Annotated in this window: 19 protein-coding genes and 1 tRNA gene; 11 read left to right on the top strand and 9 right to left on the bottom strand. The window is 42.2% G+C overall.

Annotated features, from left to right (window positions below; all coding sequences use genetic code 11):
* Positions 1–108 precede the first annotated feature (108 nt).
* Positions 109–1,134, top strand: a complete 1,026-nt coding sequence (locus ACFFGT_RS28750) for a LacI family DNA-binding transcriptional regulator (RefSeq protein ID WP_377025966.1) — start codon at positions 109–111, stop codon at positions 1,132–1,134.
* A gap of 101 nt (positions 1,135–1,235) precedes the next feature.
* Positions 1,236–1,829 carry an MCP four helix bundle domain-containing protein gene (locus tag ACFFGT_RS28745; protein WP_377025965.1) on the top strand — a complete coding sequence of 198 codons (594 nt, stop codon included), beginning with the start codon at positions 1,236–1,238 and terminating at the stop codon, positions 1,827–1,829.
* 78 nt (positions 1,830–1,907) lie between these two features.
* Here the strand turns inward: ACFFGT_RS28745 and ACFFGT_RS28740 are convergent, their stop codons facing one another.
* Both ACFFGT_RS28740 and ACFFGT_RS28735 read right to left on the bottom strand, forming a co-directional pair.
* Positions 1,908–4,274, bottom strand: coding sequence for an alpha-L-rhamnosidase-related protein (locus tag ACFFGT_RS28740; RefSeq protein ID WP_377025964.1), 2,367 nt, complete (start codon positions 4,272–4,274; stop codon positions 1,908–1,910).
* Between the two features lie 503 nt (positions 4,275–4,777).
* Positions 4,778–5,374 (bottom strand): TetR/AcrR family transcriptional regulator, encoded by a 597-nt coding sequence (locus tag ACFFGT_RS28735; protein WP_377025963.1) that lies wholly within the window; start codon positions 5,372–5,374, stop codon positions 4,778–4,780.
* Positions 5,375–5,725: 351 nt separating this feature from the next.
* Here ACFFGT_RS28735 and ACFFGT_RS28730 point away from each other — a divergent pair, with 351 nt between their 5' ends.
* The gene (locus ACFFGT_RS28730; RefSeq protein WP_377025962.1) at positions 5,726–6,964 is read left to right on the top strand and encodes an MFS transporter; all 1,239 of its coding nucleotides are present in this window, start codon (positions 5,726–5,728) and stop codon (positions 6,962–6,964) included.
* 72 nt (positions 6,965–7,036) lie between these two features.
* On the opposite strand, the gene ACFFGT_RS28725 is transcribed toward ACFFGT_RS28730, so the two are convergent.
* Positions 7,037–8,410, bottom strand: a complete 1,374-nt coding sequence (locus tag ACFFGT_RS28725) for an MFS transporter (protein ID WP_377025961.1) — start codon at positions 8,408–8,410, stop codon at positions 7,037–7,039.
* 222 nt (positions 8,411–8,632) lie between these two features.
* On the opposite strand from ACFFGT_RS28725, the gene ACFFGT_RS28720 reads away from it, so the two are divergent.
* Positions 8,633–9,148, top strand: a complete 516-nt coding sequence (locus ACFFGT_RS28720) for a Crp/Fnr family transcriptional regulator (protein ID WP_377025960.1) — start codon at positions 8,633–8,635, stop codon at positions 9,146–9,148.
* 73 nt (positions 9,149–9,221) lie between these two features.
* Positions 9,222–9,623 carry a hypothetical protein gene (locus ACFFGT_RS28715; protein ID WP_377025959.1) on the top strand — a complete coding sequence of 134 codons (402 nt, stop codon included), beginning with the start codon at positions 9,222–9,224 and terminating at the stop codon, positions 9,621–9,623.
* Between the two features lie 66 nt (positions 9,624–9,689).
* Here ACFFGT_RS28715 and ACFFGT_RS28710 read toward each other — a convergent pair whose 3' ends face one another.
* From ACFFGT_RS28710 to ACFFGT_RS28695, 4 genes are all read right to left on the bottom strand, one after another.
* Positions 9,690–10,190, bottom strand: coding sequence for an SRPBCC family protein (locus ACFFGT_RS28710; RefSeq protein WP_377025958.1), 501 nt, complete (start codon positions 10,188–10,190; stop codon positions 9,690–9,692).
* Between the two features lie 24 nt (positions 10,191–10,214).
* Entirely contained in the window at positions 10,215–10,703 is a 489-nt protein-coding gene (locus tag ACFFGT_RS28705) for a VOC family protein (protein ID WP_377025957.1), read from the bottom strand.
* A gap of 121 nt (positions 10,704–10,824) precedes the next feature.
* The gene (locus ACFFGT_RS28700; protein WP_377025956.1) at positions 10,825–11,244 is read right to left on the bottom strand and encodes a VOC family protein; all 420 of its coding nucleotides are present in this window, start codon (positions 11,242–11,244) and stop codon (positions 10,825–10,827) included.
* A gap of 12 nt (positions 11,245–11,256) precedes the next feature.
* Positions 11,257–11,580, bottom strand: coding sequence for an ArsR/SmtB family transcription factor (locus ACFFGT_RS28695; RefSeq protein ID WP_121225426.1), 324 nt, complete (start codon positions 11,578–11,580; stop codon positions 11,257–11,259).
* Positions 11,581–11,756: 176 nt separating this feature from the next.
* Between ACFFGT_RS28695 and kdsA the strand changes: the two genes are divergently transcribed.
* The 6 genes from kdsA to ACFFGT_RS28665 all read left to right on the top strand — a co-directional run bounded on the left by kdsA (position 11,757) and on the right by ACFFGT_RS28665 (position 19,483).
* Positions 11,757–12,533, top strand: coding sequence for a 3-deoxy-8-phosphooctulonate synthase (gene kdsA / locus ACFFGT_RS28690; RefSeq protein WP_377025955.1), 777 nt, complete (start codon positions 11,757–11,759; stop codon positions 12,531–12,533).
* Positions 12,534–12,556: 23 nt separating this feature from the next.
* Complete coding sequence (locus tag ACFFGT_RS28685; RefSeq protein WP_377025954.1) at positions 12,557–13,492, top strand: KpsF/GutQ family sugar-phosphate isomerase; 936 nt, start codon at positions 12,557–12,559, stop codon at positions 13,490–13,492.
* A 110-nt stretch (positions 13,493–13,602) separates the two neighbouring features.
* Positions 13,603–14,934, top strand: a complete 1,332-nt coding sequence (locus ACFFGT_RS28680; RefSeq protein WP_377025953.1) for a nucleotide sugar dehydrogenase — start codon at positions 13,603–13,605, stop codon at positions 14,932–14,934.
* Between the two features lie 207 nt (positions 14,935–15,141).
* Positions 15,142–16,545, top strand: coding sequence for an undecaprenyl-phosphate glucose phosphotransferase (locus ACFFGT_RS28675; RefSeq protein WP_377025952.1), 1,404 nt, complete (start codon positions 15,142–15,144; stop codon positions 16,543–16,545).
* A 394-nt stretch (positions 16,546–16,939) separates the two neighbouring features.
* A tRNA-Leu gene (locus tag ACFFGT_RS28670) sits at positions 16,940–17,021 on the top strand.
* Between the two features lie 515 nt (positions 17,022–17,536).
* Positions 17,537–19,483 (top strand): PAS domain-containing protein, encoded by a 1,947-nt coding sequence (locus ACFFGT_RS28665; RefSeq protein WP_377025951.1) that lies wholly within the window; start codon positions 17,537–17,539, stop codon positions 19,481–19,483.
* 57 nt (positions 19,484–19,540) lie between these two features.
* Here the strand turns inward: ACFFGT_RS28665 and ACFFGT_RS28660 are convergent, their stop codons facing one another.
* Together ACFFGT_RS28660 and ACFFGT_RS28655 are read right to left on the bottom strand one after the other, a co-directional pair.
* Positions 19,541–20,593, bottom strand: coding sequence for a LamG domain-containing protein (locus ACFFGT_RS28660; RefSeq protein WP_377025950.1), 1,053 nt, complete (start codon positions 20,591–20,593; stop codon positions 19,541–19,543).
* A 26-nt stretch (positions 20,594–20,619) separates the two neighbouring features.
* Entirely contained in the window at positions 20,620–22,131 is a 1,512-nt protein-coding gene (locus tag ACFFGT_RS28655) for a RagB/SusD family nutrient uptake outer membrane protein (protein ID WP_377025949.1), read from the bottom strand.
* Between the last annotated feature and the right edge of the window lie 7 nt (positions 22,132–22,138).

Raw genomic sequence — 22,138 nt, 5'->3', positions numbered from 1 at the left:
AAAATAGCTTAATCGATTTATTTTTATATTTCGGCCAATAATCGCTCAATAAACTATAGTTATTGAGCGATTATATTTTATATTTGATTTTAGCCAATTATAAGCCACGTGAAAAAACTATCGATTGTTGATATCGCCAATGAATTAAAAGTTTCTAAAACTACCGTTTCATTTATACTGAACGGACGTGCCAAAGAAAAACGGATTGGTGATGACCTGGTTGAACGTGTTACCAAATACGTTGAAGAAGTAGGCTATAAACCCAACTCGCTGGCTAAAAGCCTGCGTACCGGTAAATCAAACACCATTGGTTTAATGGTTGAGGATATTTCAAACCCATTTTTTGCCAGCATAGCCCGGCTTATTGAAGATAGAGCTTACAAAAACGGATATAAAATAATTTACTGCAGTACCGATAACGATACTCAAAAAACCAAGGAACTGATCAATATGTTCCGCGACAGGCATGTGGATGGTTACATTATTGCCCCGCCCGAAGGTATTGAAGATGATGTAGAACAACTGCTTAAGGACGGTTTGCCGGTGGTGATGTTTGACAGGCATTTACCAAAAGTAAATACCGATTATGTGGAGGTTGATAATCTTTTCAGTACTTACAACGCAACAAGGCATTTAATACAGCAGGGGTATAAAAATATTGCCTTTGTTACTTTTGCTTCCTCACAAACACAAATGCTGGCCCGCGTGCAAGGGTATAAAGATGCGTTGAAGGAGAGCCGGTTTACCCCCCTGGTTAAGGAAATTGTTTTTAACCAGGACGAAGAAATGATCATTAAACCAATGAATGCCTTTTTTAAAAAGTATAAAGATCTTGATGCGGTAGTATTTGGCACTAACCACGTGGGGACCTGCGGCTTAAAGGTATTTAATGCCCTCGGTATTAAAGTACCGGGTGATATGGCTGTTATCTCATTTGACGATTATGATGTTTTTAAGCTGTACTCGCCGCCGGTAACTGCTATAGCTCAGCCTGTTGAAGAGATTGCCGACAACGTGATCACTGTGTTGCTCAAAAAATTGAACTCCAAAGCAGTTAGCACTGCTTCACATTCTATTATTCTTAAAACTAACCTCCAGATCAGGGGTTCTTCATCAGGGTTAAAAGTTGATTAACATTGACTGGTAATCAGGCTTTGTTTACATTTGAAGCTATAGCTAAAAGAAATGTTTCGTAAACAAACATCCCTATCTTATTAAACAAACAATTTATTGTTATGACAAGGGCTTATATTATAAAAAATAAGGCGAGAATGGTATTGGCTTTAGCCGTACTGACCGCTATGCTTTTACTGGCCAACTGGAATGGCCGCGATAATGTAAAGGAACTGGATAAAACACTGACATCCATTATGAACGACCGTTTACTGCCCGCTACCTTCGTACACGAAATAAGCAGCCGGCTTTATGAAAATAAACTGGCAGCATCAGGCTCAGATGTTAAAATAAAAGCCAATTATGCAGCTATAGAAGTATTGGCTAAAAAATATGAAGCTACCGAATTAACGCGGGAAGAGTCTGCGAAATGGAAAACCTTTCGCGCCCAGCTGCGCAGCCTGCAAACACAGGAAACAGATAATACGGAGCATATTTTTACACAGGCTCTTACATCCCTTGATCAATTGATGGCGATACAGGTAGGCGAGAGTAACCGCCTGTTGCAAAGCGGGCAAAGGAGCGTTAGTTCAAGTATCCTGACCGCTAATTTTGGTGCTGTTATTTGCATTATATTAGGATTATTTATCATGATATTGCTAAGCGCAAGGGAACAATTGATTTTAAGGCCCGGGGAACGCCATATGCTTAATTAAGAGCTTTCTGAAAAAGGGAATAACAAAGCAATTGAAGACTTACGAAGTTTTAAAACTTCGTAAGTCTGGATTTTTTGGTTAAATAACCATCACATTTTCACCACCTTTAAGCACGTATGTTTTTGCTTTCCAAACCAATATGCCGGATGTGTGCTGCGGTAAATTGATCTTTATTTTCCACTTATTGTTTTCCATTGTATAATCCACTGCAACCTTGCCATTAGGATGGGGGATCTCGCCGCTAACGTTGGTCAGTGCTCCCAAATGCGGTTCGATCTTTATCTTGCTAAATCCCGGCGAATAGCTATCGATGCCTAAAACAGTCCTGAAAAATTCAATATTGGGACTGCTTCCCCAGGCATGACAATCCGAGCGGCTATATTTAAGGTCGGAATATTCGGCCCAGGTTGTTAGCCCCATTTTGATATTTTCACGCCAGATACCCAGCCAGTTCATGTAATCGTTACCTAAACCTCCCTTTACCAATGCCTGATGCAGGTAATATTTAAAATAAATGGTGCATTGGGTTAAGGAAGTATCAGTCAATAACCGTTTAGATAACGCAGGCAGATCTACATTTTTTACCATACCTGTAAGTATGGCCAGTGAATTTGCATGTTGCGAAAACTGTTGCTTATCCCGGGTATCGGCATACAACATCTTCGCCGGGTCCCAATATTTGCGCTGAATGGTTTGTTTGAGTTTAGCAGCTTCTTTGTTATATAAAGCAGCATAACCGGGCATGCCCATTTTGGCTTCCATGGCGGCAGCCCACTGGTAAGCCCACAATAACTGCAGATCAATAATGGCCGAACTGCCATCTGTGCCTTTTGGTGGTGCACCTACTTCCCAGTTTTTGCCGCTGGCCCAATCCACAAATGTCCAGTATGGGGTGTTTTTTAATGAGCCATCGGCCTGCTGGTATTGGCTGAAGAATTTTAAGACTGCCCGCTCTCCATCCAGCTTATCTTTAATGAAAGTACTATCACCGCGGTACATCCAGTAATCATGCAACATGCCTATATACCATAGCGAAAAAGTTGAAATGATCTGGGTGTCATGTGTAGGGTAGCGGCTTTGGGTAACGCCTTCTGTCAAACGGGAGTGGTCCATCAGGTTAATGGCATTGCGGGCAAGCCGGTCGTCGCCGCTGTAGTAATAGGAGATCATGGCTTGTATGCGGGTGTCGCCTATATATTGAAGTTGCTCATAATAAGGGCAATCGGTATAAGTTTCAAATGCATTAAGGCGGGCCGTGCGCCAACCAATATCAAGGATCTGTTTTATTTCCTTGTTATCGGTATTGAAAACGGCACGTTGTTTAAAGGGGTACCCCGTGAAAGTGCCATACAGATCGTCAATAACCAGAGGCTCATTTTGTGTGTGTACAATTAAGCGGATGTAACGAAAAGTACGGAAATTGAGTGTGGTGTATGATTGACCTTTGCTTCCATTGGAGATCAAACTATCCTTTCTTCCCGAAAAATCCTTGCCCTCAACATCATTACGGTTACCTTTACGCATGCCGTATTTACTTAAATTATCAAAAAGCGATTCGGCATAACTCAAAGAGATCCCTGCATCTTTTCCGCCGCTAAAATTAATGGTAGGATAGGCATTGGTTAAGTGTGTTTGGTCAAGCAGCATCGTAACCGTAGTATTTGCGGGAATAGTTAATGGCGCTTTAGTGCAGGGAAAAGCAGGGGGAATATTCATCCCGGTGGATTTACGCACTACAGGGATGCGTTCATAGATCAACTCCTGGTGCGGAATTGAGGAGGGTACCAGTTGCCATCCGAAGCCATCCCATCGTCCCTTCAATTGTCCGCCGAAGAGGTTGGCTGCCTTGGGCCAGTTGTTATCATCAAAGTCGGGCGCATACCAGTTCATAATGCTTTTATTCATGTCCACCATTTCTCCGGTGCTGGCTGCAAAATAACCCCAGATAGGTTGATAACCCTTATCCTGTGTACTTTTCCAGGTATTGTTGGTGTTCAGGATTTCTTCGGCTGTAGTACTGCCCTGGATAATAAAGGCTGTACGTACGCTGATCTGTGCTTCAGGGCGGTATTGTGCCTCGTTCCATACTATAGCAGCTACAGTGTTTTTACCAGCGGTAAGGTACGGTGCAAGATCAACCGTTTCGTAGTTCCAGTAAAAGGTATCACCCCTTGCCGGGCCGAGTGATACTAATGTTCCGTTTACGTATAGCTTATAGCGGTTGTCGGCCGATACATTAATAATGAAGCTGGCCGGCTTAGCGATAAGCTGAATGTTTTTTCGGAAATAGTAAATGCCGTATTCATTTCCGGTAATGGCTGGTACGGAGATCCACTGTGCATTCCAATTCCTTTCCTCTGTAGTTTTGTGAACAGACCAGGCATTACTGTTTTGCGCTAAAAAAAGGATAGTTACTGATAAAATTAAAAGTAGAAAACGTTTCATGCAGATTTCATTGGTTAATTGGTGATGGCTCAGGCTGGTTTTTCCTGCTTGTATTTAATTATAAAATTGGTTCGACTAATATAATTAAATCGATTTAGCATTTTATGATATTTTTTGATTTTTATTTATAAATGTGTTGATGAAAGTTGTTATCAATGTGCAGGAGCGGGACTTGTCGGAACGTTCGGAACAATCAAAAAGATTACGTCTGTCTGTAATCAATATTACAGATACTACCACTTTTAAGAAACTGTTTAAAATGCAAAATATTCATTGCCGTTGGTTTTAACCAACGGTTTAAAAAGTTAAAAAGTCTTGGCTTTAGCCCAATTATGCAAGCGGGTTTGGGCTGAAGCCCTCTTGTCTTTACTCATTATTCCGTTGGTTAAAACCAACGGCAATGAAGATTTATCCACCTGTAAACGACTTCATCAATTTTAAACAGACTCTAAGAAAACGCCAGGTGGTAGTAAACAGAGAAAAGAATATTGGTTTTCGGAGGATTATGCTTTTGCCAGGGCGTATGATGCAAGCTCGGCCTTTAAGCTTTTGATCATGATCTGCATGGGTTTGGTGCTATTGAGTACACGGCAAATAGCGTTTCCACCTTCTATCGAAAGCATCATCTTTGTTGCAAACTCATCGGGATTTATAGCGTTTGAGATCTCGCCACTTTTAATCCCGTCTTTGATGACATTGGTAATAGTAGCTATGGCAGTAGTAACCATCTCTTTTATTTTCTTTTTAATAGCAGGGTTGGTATCATCCGTTTCTGTCGAAAAATTGACTATAGGACAGCCGCCTTCAATATAACTTTTGAGTGGGTTTTTGCTGTTATCTAAAACAGCGCTGATTTTAGCAATAGCAGTTTTGTGTTTGCTTATCGTGTTGTTTCTTCTGTCGTTTAGTTTCCCTAAAAGGTAATCGACAGCAGCTTGTGCCAGTTCGTCTTTGCTTTCAAAATGACCGTAAAAACAACCCTTGCTGGTATTGGCTACTTCAAGCACCTCATCAACCGAGGTGCCGGCAATTCCCTTCTCGTTAAATAGAATGGCTGCCTGCTCAATAATGAATTGCCTTTTTTGCTCCCCTTTGTTCATTTTCAATTATTTAATGTGCAAATATAGACTAAATGGTTTAAAAAAGTAAACCGATATGATTGTGTGTGAAAATTGATGAGTGGTTTTTTTTGTTGTAAGTGTCTGTAAATTAGGTTGTTGTTTGCTGGGTTTCTTTGATGGTGTATGGCTGTTGACAGATTTTTTTACACTGATCTTATTAATCTGTGTATCTAAAAGCGCTATAAACAAACGATTGCCACAGTAATGTAATTATGGTTAAAAGTAGACTAAATGGTTTTATTTAATAAACCAATTAGTCTACTTTTGTTTGAAAATAAGAAACACACAAGTAATACTATCTTTGAAATCTGTTAAATTTTAATATTAATTATGAAACTTATAAAAGAGCACCACAGGGGCATCAGTACGGTTTTAGCGTTCGCGCTGATCCCGCTTTCGGGTTTTGCAACTGATATTTATATACCTTCGCTGCCATCAATGGCCCGGGAATTGGCTGTTAATAATTCGGCAGTTCAGCTTTCGCTCATTGCTTTTATGATCAGTTCGGGCGTTAGTCAGCTGTTTGTAGGCAGTTTGCTTGATAGCTTTGGCCGTTACCGGATTGGTACAATTTCCTTACTGGTATTTGCGTTCGCAAGTTTTACCATAGCCATTTGCCATAATATTGAGCTTATTTATGCTATGCGTGTTTTGCAGGGCATAACCGTGGCACTTATCGTGGTAGGGAAGAGGGCATACTTTGTAGATATGTACTCGGGCGAACAGCTTAAGCATTATACAAGTCTTTTTTCCATTATCTGGGCTACTGCACCCATTGTTGCGCCCTTTATCGGAGGTTACCTTGAAGCCGCTTTTGGCTGGGAATCAAACTTCATTTTCCTGGGGATAGCCACACTTTCACTCCTGGTTTTGGAACTGGTGTACGGAGGCGAATCGCTAAAAAATTATCATCCGTTTAAAGCAAAAAGTATTCTGCAGGTTTACCTGTCTACCATTAAAACCCGCGATTTTTCCTTAGGCCTGATCCTGATCTCCCTGAGCTATGCCATGCTGGTAGTATATGGTATGAGCAGCCCTTTTATTATCGAACACGTGTTTCATTTTTCGCCGGTGGTAACAGGTTATTGCTCGCTGCTTTCGGGGGTATCACTCATGGCGGGAGGTATTATTTCCAAAACGCTCATTAAAAAGCCACTCATCAAAAAAGTGTCGATAGCACTTGCCTTACAGTTAGGCTTTGCCGCTTTAATGGTGTTTACAGCCGGAATTAAGACAAATTTATTTACGCTAATGGCATTTACTGCTTTAGTTCACCTGTTATCGGGCTTTATATTCAATAATATATTTGCTTACTGTTTGGGCAGGTTCTCAAAAAATGCAGGTATTGCAAGTGGTGTAACAGGCGGATCACTTTATATCATCACTTCAATTTTTAGCTATGGAATTGTGAATCTCATTGCGATCAAAAATCAGCAGATATTAGGAACCGCTTATTTATCATTCGCAATTTTGGCAGCTGTTACCTTAGTGCTTTTTATCAAGGCAAGGGCTTCGCACCAAAAACAGCATGAAGCGGCTACTATTTTAACTGCTGAGGTTGCTGTTTAAGTTTAGCATATTAAGCTAATGAATATGTGAAGCCGGTAAATAATTACCGGCTTCATTTGTTTTATGAGGAGATTACTGTTTTTGTCTCCCTAAACCTCTTGTCACTAAAAGCATAGCTAAAGCTGTTAAACCGATAGAAATTGCAGCGCTTTTGGATACCGCTCCTAAAATGGCTAATGAGCCTCCCGCAGCCATGGCGCCAAAAACGGCTACACCTATGGCCCCTGCTGTTTGCCTTGCTGTATTCAATATAGCCGAGGCGGTTCCTGATAAAGTTTTATCAACACTTGATAAAATACCATTAATCATGGCCGGTACGGCAAGCCCCATGCCCATTGGGATGATCAGGAAAGGCAGGAAAAGTTCAAGATAAGGGGTATGCTCATGAGCTATAAATAAGCCGGCAAAACCTGCGGCAAACAGGATTAGGCCTGCAACGATAGGTTTATGGATCCCATAACGATTAATAATACGGCTGCTGATTACATTTGAAATGACAAAACCTATGGTAAGTGGAAGGAACGCGAAACCGGCAATGAGCGAAGTATAATTCAATACTTTTTGCAAATAAAGGCTCAGGATGAAAACGCTGCCGTAGTAAGAGCCATTTAAAACCGCGCCCAACACCAAAAGCGAATTGAATTTTGGAGATTTAAACAAATGAAAAGGTAGCATTGGATGCGCCACTTTGCTTTCGATCAATAAAAAGATACCAAATAGCAATAAACTCAAGATCAAGCCGCCCCAGATTAAAATATGGCCGAACCCGAGCCTTGGTACTTCAATAATAACGCTGATTAGTATGGTGACAGACAGCATCCAGGTGAACTGCCCTGCCAAATCAAAACTCTTTTTAACTGTTTTTGCAGTTTGCTGCATTTTAAAACTCAGGATATAACCCAGTATGCAGATAGGGATGTTAACGATAAAAATAAAACGCCAGCTGCTAAATGCTATCAGTAAACCGCCGATTGTGGGGCCTGCTGCCAGCGCGGCACTTCCGGCTGCTGTCCATAAGCCTACAGCACGTGTACGCAGTTGAGGGGTATGCGAAAATTGATGATTGAGCAATGCCAGTGAACTGGGTATCATCATGGCGGCCCCGATTCCCTGTGCTATCCTGAAAATAATAAGCATAAAAGCGTCAGAGGCCAAACCGCAGCCTGCGGATGCAAAGCAAAAAATAATTATACCTATCTGGAAGATCCTTTTTGACCCTAAAAGATCACTAAGACTGCCAGCTGATAGCATAAGCACCGCAAAGGCAAGGGTATAGGCGTCAATTACCCATTGCAGAGTGCTGATACCTGCGTGATATGCTTTGGCAATTTCGGGCAAAGCAATATTTACGATAGAAACATCAAGCTGTGCGACTACAAAAGCGAGACTTGTGGTTAATACTACCCAACCAAAGCCGGGAGGGCTCGTGTGTATTTTTTGACTCATAGAAGGAGCCAAAGTTAAGGATCAGTTTGCACAGGGAATGGTACAATTCAACGGTTTATTGGGCTTACCTGTTTATTGACCATTGTGTGACTTATGGTGAAAGAGTGATGTTTTATGTCACATACAATCCCAGAGAACCGCTTGAGGTAATATTGCATTTGTTAACCTTCATATTAAATGTAATCTTAGCCTTAACGTGAAAATATAATCTACACTAAAGCCATGCAAAATATAATCAGCTCTGAATTTTTAACCATGATTACCGTAGGTGCAAAAATAACTTTGGTGCAAGAAGGCGAAATTGCACGGCAAATGTTTTTTATTAAAAAAGGATGTGTGAGGGTATGGTTCAATAATAATGGTGTTGATGTTACCACCCAGCTCTTTTTTGAAGATGAGGCCGCTGCTTCGTTAGAGAGCTTTCTTTACGGCGAACCAAGCCAGTTCACTATTGAAACATTGGAGCCTTGCGAAATAGCTGTCTTCAATAAAGCAGATTTTGACAAATTACTGGCCGAAGATGCGGTTTTTAAAGACTGGTTTTATCAAACAGCCCTGCAAAAATTGCTGTCGCACTCCAAACGGCTGCTTACGTTTATTAAAAATAAACCACAGGATCGTTACCGCGAATTATTGGCGAACCAGCCCCAACTTTTGCAGCGGATCCCGCAACGGTATCTTGCATCTTATTTAGGTATTACTACGGTTTCATTAAGCCGTATCCGTAACCGCAGGTAATTCATTAATTAACAATTGTTATCGCCCGGAAGCTTTGGTAAAGCTGATTTTTGCAGCAGTTTAAAACAACAATATGAGGCTTTCAATATTCTTTATCATCTCGGCTATATTATCATTTGTATTTGGGGCGATGATGTTCGTAATACCATCAATTGCCGCTCAATCGTTGGGTATTGGTTTTACACCTGGTACAGGTTCGTTGCTTCAGGGCATGGGCGGACTTATCATTGGTTTTGGTACTATTAGTTTTTTATCCCGTAATTTTACTGATCCGGCAATTGTAAGGGCGGTCTTAATAACCAGCGTAATAACCAATGCTTTGGGTTTACTGGTTGATATTTTAGGAGTAATAAACGGAACGTTGTTACTAACTAAAATGGCCCCGGTTGAAATAACGCATATTTTTATCGGCGGAGGGTCCTTAATTTACTTGTGGAGAAGCAGGGTTTCTGCCGATGCTGAAATGAATAAATAAAAGAACCAGACTAAATGTACTATAACACATCCCGGCTATTTACGCCGGGATGTGCCGTGTACTTGTTTACTTTATTTCTTCCGCTTCAAAAAGTTCATCCAAACGCTGGTGCGAATCGTTAATGCCGCACTCCATGCCCGATTGCAGCATACCATCGCGGTCTGCGCCGGATTGAAAAACGGATTGAATGATTACCCTTGTCCTGTTGCCGGGCAGGGCTTCAAATCGGGAGGTTTCTAAAGTGACATGGCCACTTTCGGGTAAGCCCTCAAATTCAAATGTTTGTATGATGCGTTCAGGAGCGGTTACATCATGGATTACGCCATGAAAACCGTAATCGTTACCGGCCGGATCGCTGTGAATATAGCGATAAGAGCCTCCGCTGCGGCAATCGTATTTATCTATGCGCATTTTAAGTTCGCGCGGCCCAAGCCATCTTATAATAAGTTCAGGATCAGTAAAAGCTTTAAAAACAAGTTCGCGCGGTGCTTCAAATTCGCGGGTTATAAAAAGCTCCTGTTTACCGGGTTCGGCTTTAATGCCGGTTTGATTTTTTGTGGTGATCATGGTGTTTTTATTTTAGGTGATTGATTAATCATTATCGTAAGCTTCCTGCAAAAGCTTAATATCCATTTTGGTCATCTGCATCATGGCGCCCATAACCCTTTTGGCTTTTTCAGGATTCTCGGTGTTATAAAGCAATTCGCTCATAACTTCCGGAACAATTTGCCAGGTAACGCCGAATTTATCGTCCAACCAACCGCATTGATTGGTTTTGCCGCCATCGGCAGGCAGGTTCTCCCACAGATAATCAATTTCTTCCTGTGTTTTGCAGTTGATATAAAAGGAAATGGCAGGTGAAAAATTGAACATCGGTCCGCCATCTAAAGCCAAAAACTGCTGGTCTTCAATGCGAAATGTTCCAACGGTCATTTTATGGCCGCTGCGGGCATCGGTAAGTGAGCTTAACTCGCTTTCCGAATTTTTAAATACCGAGGTATAAAATTTCAATGCCTCTTCAAGGTTGCCGTTAAACCATAAAAAAGGGGTTACTTTCTGTGTTGCTTTAAATGTTGCCATGGTTTATGTTGTTATTGGTTAAAATTTGTTGCTTTTGATATCTCAAAGTTAGGGGCTATACCAGGGAGCGATAGCGTGCGAAAACGACGAGATAAGGGGGCGTTAGCGACAAATTGATTTTTTATCCTTTTGGCATTTTGCTCATATCCATATAAAGTACATTCCAGCTATGACCATCAGGGTCGGTGAACAGGCAGCCATACATCCAGCCCTGCATTTCGCCTGGCTTATGATTGCTTTTACCGCCTGCTTCAATGGCTTTCTGCGCCAGTTCATCAACTTCTTCCTTGCTTTCGGCATCAATGGATAGCAGTACTTCAATGCCCTGGGCAGTATCTGCAAGGCCGCAGTTTTCTACAAAACCTTTAAAGGTAGCTTCATCAAAAAGCATAACGGTGACATCCTTTTCGCCAACCTGCATGGCTGCAGAATTTGGGCCGTTACCAAACTGCGGGTTAAACCGGAAACCCAGTTTGCCGAAAAACTCTTTTGATACATTTACATTTTTTACAGGCAGATTGATCCAGAATTGCTTTGTCATAATTGTTGATTTTTATTGGTTATCGTTGTTTTTTAACTCTTCGAGCAGGTTGTCAAGTGCATCAAATTTTTCTTCCCAAACCTTGCGGTAACGCTCTACCCATTGCGCCACCTCATTGAGCTGTTTCAGCCGGGGCTCGCAATACCTTTCGCGTCCTTGTTTTTTAATAGCGATAAGACCGCACTCGGTCAAAATTTTTATATGCTGGGATATAGCCGGTCGACTTACATCAAAATTATCCGCTATGGCGTTCAGGTTCATAGGTTTAAACGCTATCAGGTTAATGATATCCCTGCGGGTCGGGTCGGCAATTGCCTGGAAAACATCTCGTCTCATCTAAATCAATATAAATATGTAAGTGATTGCTTACAAATTTATATGTAAGCAATCACTTACGCAAATTTTTCTGTAAATTTTATTTACAATAAAGTGCAGGAGGGGAGTAAGTAAGGCATCTTAACTACTTCTCAAAAAAATCATCATCTTTGCAGTTGATAATATATCCTAACAATATGCTGTTTGAACAAATAAGCCAAAAGCCGTTCTTTATTCTTGGTCCCTGTGTAATGGAAAACCAGGAGTTACTATATACCGTTGCCGAAAAAGTGGCCGAAGCCGGGCAGAAATACAATGTACCTGTAATCTTTAAATCGTCATTTGATAAAGCCAACCGTACATCTATCCACTCGTACCGCGGCCCGGGTTTGGAAAAAGGCATGGAAATGCTGATGAATGTTAAGCAACGTTTTGGCCTGCCTGTTACTACAGATATTCATGAGCCATATCAAGCAGCAATAGTAGCCGAGGTTGCCGATATATTGCAGATCCCCGCTTTTTTATGCCGGCAGACAGATTTGCTGGTTGCAGCTGCGCAAACCGGTAAAATTGTTAATGTAAAAAAGGCACAGTTCCTTTCGGGGCATGATATGTTTTATCCTGCACAAAAGGTTATTGAAGCCGGTAATAACCAGGTAATATTAACCGAGCGCGGTAATATGTACGGCTATAATAATTTAGCTGTCGATTTCAGGAATATATACGATATGAAAGCTTTCGGTTATCCGGTTTGTATGGATTGTACGCATTCTGTTCAACGCCCGGGCGGAGCTGGTGGTAAAACCGGCGGCGACCGTACTTTTGTGCCCATGATGGCCCTTGCCGCCAAAGCTTTTGGTGCAGACGGATACTTTTTAGAGACGCATCCTGATCCTGATAATGCGCTGAGCGATGGCCCTAACATGGTTAAGCTTCACGAACTGGATAAAGTTTTGGCGCCGTTGGTTGGGTAGTTTTTGTACAAGTGTCCGGATCGATGAAAGATATTGCAAAAAGGGTTTTTGATATTGAAATAGAATCGCTGCAGCATGTGGCCGGTTTAATTGATGACGAATTTCCAAGGGTGGTTGATGCCATCCTTAAATCAACAGGCAAGCTGGTTGTTATCGGCATTGGCAAATCCGGGCTTATTGGTAAAAAGGTAGCTGCTACGCTATCCAGCACAGGCACGCCGAGTTTCTTTTTACACCCGGGAGAGGCCTTCCACGGCGATTTGGGCATGGTGGGCCACAATGATATAGTTTTGCTGATTTCCTATTCGGGCGAAACCGACGAGGTACTGAAGCTTATACCATATTTAAAGTGGAATAAAAATGTAATGATTGGCATCACGGGTAATCCTTTATCAACCGTTGCCAAAAACTGCAACTATCATCTTAATATAAAGATTGAACGGGAGGCCTGTCCACTTGAACTGGCGCCTACCTCATCAACAACGGCTGCATTGGTTATGGGCGATGCCCTGGCCATAGCCCTGATGGAGTCCCGAAACTTTCAGCAGCATGATTTTGCCCGTTTCCATCCGGGGGGCAGCCTTGGGCGTAAACTGCTGGTAAAGGTTAAAGATCTGATGCGTACCGATAAACTGCCTTTTATTAATGAAGATGCTTCATTTATGGATCTGCTATTGCGGATGTCTGAAGGAAGGTTAGGTATGGTGATGGTAGGCGATGCATCGCAGATTATCGGGGTAGTAACCGATGGCGACCTTCGCCGTGCATTACTTAAACATCCGGATACCACAACTTTATCAATACCCGAAATCATGACCGTTAATCCTGTCATTATTGATGAAAATGAATTTGTAGGCTATGCCGAACAATTAATGCTTGAAAAAAAGATCACCACGCTGCTGGTAGGTTCGGTGCAGGACAAATCAATAGCAGGTGTTTACCAGATTTATACGGCTTAAAATTAAATTGATTGGTTCGTGCTGCCTGCTCTTTGGATTAGAGTATAGCTGATTTTAGCAATATTTAATTAACTTTACAGGTATCTATCATATTCTACCGTACTAATTAAATGTCTGATCATTCAAATCCGATCACCAATAAATTTCAAGCTCCTGCAAATATCCATATTGCAATAATAGGTCTTGGCTATGTGGGGCTGCCCCTTGCCGTTGAATTTGCAAAAAAATACCCTGTAAAAGGTTTTGATATAAAACAAAGCCGGGTTGATGAATTAAGCAATTCATTTGACCGTACCCTTGAAACCAGCAGTGATGAACTATTAGCTGTTTTAAGTTTAAAGGATGAAGGTAAAGGACTTGCTTTTACCTCGCAGATAACGGACATTGCTTCCTGCAATGTTTATATTGTTTCGGTACCTACACCAACGGATCAGCATAACCGGCCCGATCTGAGCCTGCTTATCAGGGCAAGTAAATCAATAGCAAGTGTATTGAAGAGGGGGGATGTAGTTATTTATGAATCTACTGTTTATCCAGGGGTAACAGAGGAAGTTTGCGTGCCTGTTTTACAAGCGGAATCCGGGTTACAATACAACAGTGATTTTTTTGCAGGATATTCGCCTGAGCGTATAAATCCGGGTGATAAAGTTCACACGCTGACTAATATTTTGAAAGTTACCTCCGGCTCAACACCCGAAGCTGCTGATTTTATCGATGGCCTGTATCAATCCATCGTAAAAGCGGGAACACATAAAGCACCTGCCATTAAAGTTGCGGAAGCCTGTAAAGTAATTGAAAATTCGCAGCGCGATATCAATATTGCTTTTGTAAATGAGCTGGCCAAAATATTCAATATCATGGATATTGATACCCACGCAGTATTGGCTGCGGCAGGCACTAAGTGGAATTTTTTGAATTTTAAACCGGGCCTTGTGGGCGGGCATTGTACAGGGGTTGATCCGTATTACCTCGCAGCAAAAGCCCAGCAAATGGGTTATCACCCCGAAATTATACTGGCTGGCCGAAGGCTTAATGATGGCATGGGTTCCTATGTAGCACTTGAGGTTATTAAATTGATGGTTAAGAATGACATTTCAGTTAAAAACTCAAAGATCCTGGTGCTTGGCTTTACCTTTAAAGAAAATTGCCCCGATGTGCGTAACACCAGGGTAATTGATATCATTAAAGGATTTGATGGCTTTGATGCAACTTGTGAAATATATGATCCATGGGCCGATCCGGATGAAGTAAAAAAGGAATACGGGATCTCCACATTGAAAAATTACAAGGAGTTAAGCGGTGCATATGATGCTATTGTTATGGCGGTGGCACATCGCGAGTTTTATGATATCGACTACGCCAGCTTAAAACATACTCCATCATCTGTAATTTATGATATAAAAGGCATTTTAAACAAGGATGTTGTAAACGGACGGTTGTAAATGTTTTTTATACAATTATTTTTTATATGAAAATTCATTTTTTATCACTGTTAACAGAGAATTCATTTTGAATAAATTTCTTAATTTCTAATTTTGTGGGTGTCGGAATAATACATTTGTAACCGTGTCACCATTTAATTATGACATTGTTATTTATGAATAATTATAGTAATTTTAGAGGGTTGCATACTACATAAGCACATATACATGATTCACAGATACGCTACTTTTATTAAAGCAGTGAACCTTACCATTGATTATATTATACTTAATATGAGCATGGTAATTTCTTACTTCATCGAAGACCGGTCCTACATCTTTTGGATTAACAACAGGAAGTACCTGCCTATAGTGTTGGTTTTTAACCTCATTTGGCTGCTATCTGCAAATATTACCGGGCTATATGAACATGTACTTAATAAAGATTCAATTAAAACTTATCGCGGCGTAATTAAAACTTATTTGCTGTTTGTAAGCTTTATTTGCTTCACTATCATTATATTAATAGGAACTAACGCGTATTTCATAACGCGCGAATACCTTTTTTATTCACTGGCATTATTTGGTTTCCTGCTCGGATTATGGAAGCTGATATTCCTGAGTATCCGTAAAAGCGACCGCGCATCCCTCATTGATACGCGAACCGTTATTATTATAGGTGGTGGCCGAATAGGGTCAGACTTGTACAGTTTTTTTAAGCAAAACCCTGAACGTGGCTATAACCTTGTTGGCTTTTTTGACGATGGGCTGAGTAGCGTATTGGACAAAAGCCTTTATTTAGGCGGCACTAATGACTGTATAAGCTATGTGCTTAACAACAAGGTTGACGAAATATTTTGTACGCTCCCCAATTCGGAAGCCGAAAAAATAGAGCAGCTGATGCTTGATGCCGATAAAAACCTGATCAGGTTTAAATTTGTGCCCGAGTATTACGATTATGCTAAAAAGCCAACGTTTATACAAAGTTTTGGCCATATCCCGGTGATATCTGTAAGGCCCGAGCCTTTGGAAAACATGCTGAACCGCTCTATCAAACGCCTGTTCGATATCTGTTTTTCAATATTTGTTATCCTGTTTATTTTTAGCTGGCTATTTCCGATACTGGCTATTATTATAAAGCTTGAGTCGAGAGGGCCTATATTCTTTGTGCAGGAACGTTCGGGCAGGGATAATAAACCGTTTAAATGCTATAAATTTCGCAGTATGCGGGTTAATCATGATTCGGATAAAAAGCAAGCTACCCGTGGTGATTCGCGTATAACCAAATCGGGGGCTTTCATCCGCAAAACAAGCTTAGATGAATTACCCCAGTTTTTTAATGTGATACTGGGTAACATGTCTGTAGTTGGCCCAAGGCCGCACATGATCAGCCATACACAGCAATACTCACAGCTTATTGATACCTTTATGGTAAGGCACTTTCTTAAACCGGGTATTACCGGTTGGGCCCAGGTATCAGGCTTAAGGGGCGAAACCCAAACCACCCAGGCCATGCTTGAACGTGTGGAGGCCGATGTATGGTACCTTGAAAACTGGTCGTTCCTGCTGGATATGAAAATCATATTCCTAACCGTGTGGAACGTATTTAAAGGCGAAAAGAACGCGTTTTAATATGCTGATGTTGCGCGTGTTTTACAAAATCGGTGTAAAAGCCCCCTGAAATCCTAAAAGGATTGTAACTATTGCTTCGTCATATTAAAAAACGCCGTATCAACCAAGCTGAATAGCTGTAAAGTTGATGCGGCGTTTTAATTTAGCTTTTATCCTGCAGATAAGTTTTGAGACTACAGGGGGTGTTATCTGCAACAAGTTGCAGATAACGAATTATTACTGCTAACCTTGACCTTATTTTGTCTTTTGTATAGGGTAAGCGCACTTTGAACAGTTGATAAAAGAGTGGTGAAAAAATTAATTCCTACTAAATGAGCATGATAGCAAAAAAATGAAAATTATGTTTTTATAATTAGGATTAAACGCTATCTTTGCAGCCTGTTAAATCAGAAACGCGGAAGTGGCGTAATTGGTAGCCGCACCAGACTTAGGATCTGGCGCTTCACGGCGTGGGGGTTCGAGTCCCTTCTTCCGCACACAATGTTAAAACCCTCTTTAAAGCAATTTAAAGAGGGTTTTGTGTTTTAATTGAGTTTTGTGGGAGCTTACGGATCAAGCAGGATTATTATTGCCGGTTTTTTATTTAACTCAGGTAATACAAACCAATTTGATGAATTATGTTATAGTTTCTTACAGTTGAAATTTCTCTTACCTGATATTATTGCGTAGTTCACCACCAGCTTTTAGTCCTAAAGCCTTAATAATATCCGGTGTGGATGGTATGGTTTCCGCTTTGATACTCAGAAAAAGATTTACATTTTCTTTGATATTATTAAATATACTGATCAATAAAGAGTCCTAATTAAAATTAACGGAATTAATAGAATCAATGGCGATGGCATCATAAATATTTGCCTGCAGGTTCATGAGGCAAAATCTTTATTAATATTATCATCCAAATTTTGGGAAAAATCAAATATTAACATTGTTTTAACTATGGTCGGCTTTCGCGGGGTGTAACCAATACTGATAAAAGCCGTATAATATTACAATGAGTTTCTCTTTTTCTGTAAAACGCGGTGCTTTTCGTATTTCGGTCCTTTACCTGTTATCCAGTGTACTTTGGATCACTTTCAGCGATCAGTTGCTGTTCTCTTTAACTGGCGGGCTCTCAAGTGCACACCTGTTATGGCTCGGCACCGCGAAGGGGTATGCTTTTGTTATCCTCACTGCGTGGTTCCTGTTTTATCTGATCAGTTCGCAGCATAAAGCCCTTGAACAGGGCGAATTGCAATACCGTAATATGTACGAGGCGAACCCTGTCCCGATGTGGATCTATGATGATGCGTTTAAAATAATATCCGTTAATGAAGCTGCCATTGCTCATTACGGCTATAGCCGCGAAGAATTCCTTTCAAAAACAATCCTGGATATAAGGCCGCCCGAGGATATTGAACGGGTAAGGACATCTGCCAGGAACCTTTCATCCGGCCTCCACGTAAGCGGTAACTGGCGGCATATCACTAAAGATGGCAAAACACTGCATGTTAATATTGTTTCGCACAAGATTAAATTTAACGGCAGGCCCGGGGTGCTTGTCATGGCAAGGGACATGACCGACCTGGTGAGTATGACCCGGCAGCTTGAACAGCTCAACGACGAATTGACGGAAGAAAAACGCAAACTGAAGGCCACACAGCTGATGACCAAAGTTGCCGGCTGGGAATTTTATCCTGCTACACAAAACCTCGTCTGGTCGGATGAACTATATGAGATCACAGGGCTCTCCAATGAAGACCGACGCCCTGCTTTTGACATTTATAAAGAACATATTTTTCCTGAAGACAGAGAAGATATGCTGCTGGTGCTGGATAAACTGATACGCCAGGGGATCCCTATGGATATCACCCACAGGATCCGTGCGTTGAACGGCGAAACACGATTCATACGCCAGCTGGCCAATATCGTTCCCGGAAGCGCGCCGCTTAAGCTGATTGGCTCCATGCAGGATATTTCGGAGCTAAAAAGGATCGAAGATGAGCGCAATCAATATCAAACCAGGCTTGAATCCACACTCAATAGCATGAGTGATGCTTACTTTGTGCTGGATCACCACATGACTATCCGCCGTTATAACCAGGCTTTTGCTGAAATTGTAGGCCATCGCTTTCCGCGGATCACTGGTGAGCATATTTTTACGTTATTCCCGAAGAACGGGGATGTGTTCTATAAAAACTACCAGAAGGCACTCGAAGAAAGGGTAGTGGTGAAAGCCGAAGAATATTCGCTCATTCTGGAGAAATGGATCCGGCTCGCCGCCTATCCGACCGAGGAAGGCGTGGCTGTTTATTTCTCTGATATAACAGAAGACAGGCTGAAGGATGCCAGGCTGCAGGAGGCTGTTGAGCGCTATGACCTCGTTGCCCAGGCGAGCCAGGACGTTATCTATGACCTGGACATCCTGAAGAACCGGATCGTTTATAATAATAGTTTATCCAAGCTGGTTGAAACACCATATGAAGATATTCAATATGACCTGGGCTGGTGGCGAAGCCTCATTGCTCCGGAAGATCTGGATGAGGTAGTGAACAGCCAGTATAAAGTGAGTAATGAAGGCAAGACAAACTGGACCTCCGAATACCGGATCAATTGCGGTCCGAGGGGGTATAAATACGTAATGGACCAGGGATATTTCATTTATAACGAAAATAAGCAACCAGTCAGGCTTATCGGCGTCATTAAAGATATTGATGAGCTGAAACGGTCGATATTCGATAATAAACGACAGAATGAGCTGCTCAGAAAGATCGCCTGGATGGCCTCGCACCAGATCCGCAAACCGGTAGCTACGCTGCTGGGTTTAATCCACCTTGCGGATATCTCAGTAAATGAAAAAGAGAAAAACGAATTGTTTCCTATGGCCGAAATTTGTGTCAGGGAAATGGATGCTATCGTATACGAGATCAATGAACGGATTGGCAATATTGCCCGGGAGTGAAAAATGCACCTGCAAATAGATACTAAGCGTATCATTTGCAGGTGTATTTTAAGGCCATCAGGGTTGTTCCATGGTGTATAATGAGTTTACTTCCGCGTCGCTCAATACCTTGTTGTACAGTCTCACTTCGTCTATCGAGCCAATGAAGAAACTTGCGCCGTAAAACGCATTAGGACTGCTGCTGTCGGTGAAGTTATAGGCCAATTTAGGAAGCTCATTGCCGATAGCTAAATTAGGCGGAGAAACCAGGGGAAGCGGATTGCCGGTAACGTTAGCAGTTTTTACCAATACGCCGTTGATATAAAATTTCTCGGTACCGTTGGTAAAGCTTACAATAACCTGCGACCATTTATCCAACTGAACCGAGGCGCCGCCATCATCCTGGTCGTGGTCGCCGGTATCGGTATTCACAGTAAGGAAAGGTAAATTGGAGCCCTGCAACTGAAATTTATACCCCAGCCAGCGGTCGAGCGAAAAGATGTAGTTACCATTGCTGGCCATATGCGGTTTAATCCAGGCACTGATAGTAAAGCTGTTTGGTCTGAAGGCGCTGTTATAGGGTACTTCAATATAAGCGCCGTTATTAAAAGCATAGGCTTTACCTGCAGCTCCGTAACGGTCTGTCGTTAATACCGGAAGCGTTCCGCCATCAGCGGCCGTTGCTGCAGATGAACCAACCCAGCCTGTTTTCAGCTGTCCGTTATGCCCGTTGCCGCTTGCATCGTTAGAGTCACCGTCAAATTTCCAATAAGCCACCAGGTTATCTGCCGATATTTCCTGTATCAGTTTGGTATTGAATTGCACTACGGCCCTTACGAGGTTGGCCGTTGCATTGTTTACCTGTTCTTGCGTAAAGCTGCCGGTTTTAACCTGGTTAGCCAGGTCAAGTGAGGCTTTAAGCGTGGCCTTTGCGCCTACCGTATAATCACCAGCCTGTTTTCCCTCAACGGCGGCAGTGTAAAGCGCATTGGCCGAATCTATCTGCAGGCTTAGCTTTGTTTTATCTGAATTGTAATTGGCCTTGTTGCTGTCTTTTTTACAGGATTGTGCCAAAATCACTACGGCGGATAATATGATGAACGCCGTAATTAAGTTTTTAATCTTGCTCATTTGTGTCCTAATTAAAGAGGTGCATATTATTTACCTAATTTAAGATTGGTTTGCCTTTCGCTTTCCGGGATGGGGAAAAACTGGTTAGCCGTGAAATTAAAGTTCGGTTTGTATTTTAGTGTACTTGTTGCGTAAGCCGACCCATAACGGATGATATCGAAAAAACGATGGAATTCAAGCGCCAGTTCCGAGCGTCTTTCCCTGCGTATAGCGTCACGCAGTGTGCTTTGGTCTGTTGTTGTAATATCTGGCAGTAAACCATCCGGAACTTTTCCACCTGTAGTGGCAGAAAGTGCAGGGTCATAAATATAGCTTTCTCGTGCCCGTTTACGAACCTTGTTCAGCGGCACCAAAGCACCGGCTCCATTGCCCGACTCATTGAGCGCTTCGGCTTCAGTAAGCAATACTTCGGCAAAGCGGATAGCCTGGTAATTTAAGTTACCATCACCTTTTACGCTCACCGGGATCTCAGACAGTGGCTGCGTGTGTTTTTTACTTACATAGCCGGTGCTGGTCCAGTTAGGATCAAAAGCACTGTCATAATAGGGGTGACCTGCGCGGCCTACTGAATAATCCAAACGAGGATCGTCAACACCGGCGGTGCTTTTTTCAAAATTGCTGACCAGGTTTTGGGTTGGCAAATAAAAGCCATAACCATTCAAGGTACGCGGTGCAAACCATTGATTTAAAGTATTGCCCTGGAAAGGGGATAAGCCAGTGGTATGTAAGATAGAAAATACCGCCTCTGCATTGTTTTTGGTGGATGCTTTGAAGTTGTCGGAAAATACCGGTAGCAGGCTGTAAAAACCTAAAGCTTCAACCTGTGCTGCTGTGGATGCCGCAAGCGCCCATTTCTTTTCAAATAAATAGGTTTTTGCAAGCAACGCAAGCGCTGCACCTTTGGTTACCCGGCCTGCATCGGCACCACTCCAACTGGCAGGCAACACACCTGCAGCGGCTTGGCAGTCTTTTTCTATCTGTGCATAGATCTGTGCCTGGGGCAGGGCAGGGCTTTGCAGTTCTTCAGGGGTTTCTACTTTCAGATGCAAGGGGATATCACCGTAAGCAGCTGTAAGGTTAAAGTAGTAATAGGCCCTTAAAAACTCGGCCTGTCCAAGTGCCGCAGTTCTTGTTGCTTCGGATACCCCGGCTTTAGCTGTAGCCAGGCCGTCTGTTACTACGTTGCATTTGAAAATACCGTCATAGTATCTTTTCCACACAGCTTCAACTGCCGAGTTGGATGGATTGATATTAAAATTCTGAACGCTCAGGAAATCGCTTTGATCGCCGTCGCTGCTGCCCTTTATCGCATCATCCGATGCCAGGTCGCCAAGCACCCATATGGCGTTAGATGAGGCATCGGTAAAAGTGAGCTGCGAGTAAGCCGCGTTTACCGCCAGCACCGCATTTGCATCCGAGGTGAAAAAATTATCGGACTGGTACTGGCCAAGCACAGGTTGCTCAAGGAATTTTTTGCAACCGCTTGTCACCATAAACAGCGATGCGGTAAGTAGTATATAGATATTCTTTGATTTCATCTCCGTG

The sequence above is a fragment of the Mucilaginibacter angelicae genome, from assembly GCF_042434235.1.
Taxonomy (GTDB): Bacteria; Bacteroidota; Bacteroidia; order Sphingobacteriales; family Sphingobacteriaceae; genus Mucilaginibacter; species Mucilaginibacter angelicae.
The sequence above is the reverse complement of the archived record's forward strand: the minus strand, read 5'-3'. Positions and strand labels throughout refer to the sequence as shown.

Excerpts from the sequence above, each read along its gene's own strand:
- ACFFGT_RS28745 (WP_377025965.1), top strand. The coding sequence starts at position 1,236 with ATGACAAGGGCTTATATTATAAAAAATAAGGCGAGAATGGTATTGGCT.
- ACFFGT_RS28740 (WP_377025964.1), bottom strand. The coding sequence starts at position 4,274 with ATGAAACGTTTTCTACTTTTAATTTTATCAGTAACTATCCTTTTTTTA.
- ACFFGT_RS28735 (WP_377025963.1), bottom strand. The coding sequence starts at position 5,374 with ATGAACAAAGGGGAGCAAAAAAGGCAATTCATTATTGAGCAGGCAGCC.
- ACFFGT_RS28730 (WP_377025962.1), top strand. The coding sequence starts at position 5,726 with ATGAAACTTATAAAAGAGCACCACAGGGGCATCAGTACGGTTTTAGCG.
- ACFFGT_RS28725 (WP_377025961.1), bottom strand. The coding sequence starts at position 8,410 with ATGAGTCAAAAAATACACACGAGCCCTCCCGGCTTTGGTTGGGTAGTA.
- ACFFGT_RS28720 (WP_377025960.1), top strand. The coding sequence starts at position 8,633 with ATGCAAAATATAATCAGCTCTGAATTTTTAACCATGATTACCGTAGGT.
- ACFFGT_RS28715 (WP_377025959.1), top strand. The coding sequence starts at position 9,222 with ATGAGGCTTTCAATATTCTTTATCATCTCGGCTATATTATCATTTGTA.
- ACFFGT_RS28710 (WP_377025958.1), bottom strand. The coding sequence starts at position 10,190 with ATGATCACCACAAAAAATCAAACCGGCATTAAAGCCGAACCCGGTAAA.
- ACFFGT_RS28705 (WP_377025957.1), bottom strand. The coding sequence starts at position 10,703 with ATGGCAACATTTAAAGCAACACAGAAAGTAACCCCTTTTTTATGGTTT.
- ACFFGT_RS28700 (WP_377025956.1), bottom strand. The coding sequence starts at position 11,244 with ATGACAAAGCAATTCTGGATCAATCTGCCTGTAAAAAATGTAAATGTA.
- ACFFGT_RS28695 (WP_121225426.1), bottom strand. The coding sequence starts at position 11,580 with ATGAGACGAGATGTTTTCCAGGCAATTGCCGACCCGACCCGCAGGGAT.
- kdsA (WP_377025955.1), top strand. The coding sequence starts at position 11,757 with ATGCTGTTTGAACAAATAAGCCAAAAGCCGTTCTTTATTCTTGGTCCC.
- ACFFGT_RS28685 (WP_377025954.1), top strand. The coding sequence starts at position 12,557 with ATGAAAGATATTGCAAAAAGGGTTTTTGATATTGAAATAGAATCGCTG.
- ACFFGT_RS28680 (WP_377025953.1), top strand. The coding sequence starts at position 13,603 with ATGTCTGATCATTCAAATCCGATCACCAATAAATTTCAAGCTCCTGCA.
- ACFFGT_RS28675 (WP_377025952.1), top strand. The coding sequence starts at position 15,142 with ATGATTCACAGATACGCTACTTTTATTAAAGCAGTGAACCTTACCATT.
- ACFFGT_RS28665 (WP_377025951.1), top strand. The coding sequence starts at position 17,537 with ATGAGTTTCTCTTTTTCTGTAAAACGCGGTGCTTTTCGTATTTCGGTC.
- ACFFGT_RS28660 (WP_377025950.1), bottom strand. The coding sequence starts at position 20,593 with ATGAGCAAGATTAAAAACTTAATTACGGCGTTCATCATATTATCCGCC.
- ACFFGT_RS28655 (WP_377025949.1), bottom strand. The coding sequence starts at position 22,131 with ATGAAATCAAAGAATATCTATATACTACTTACCGCATCGCTGTTTATG.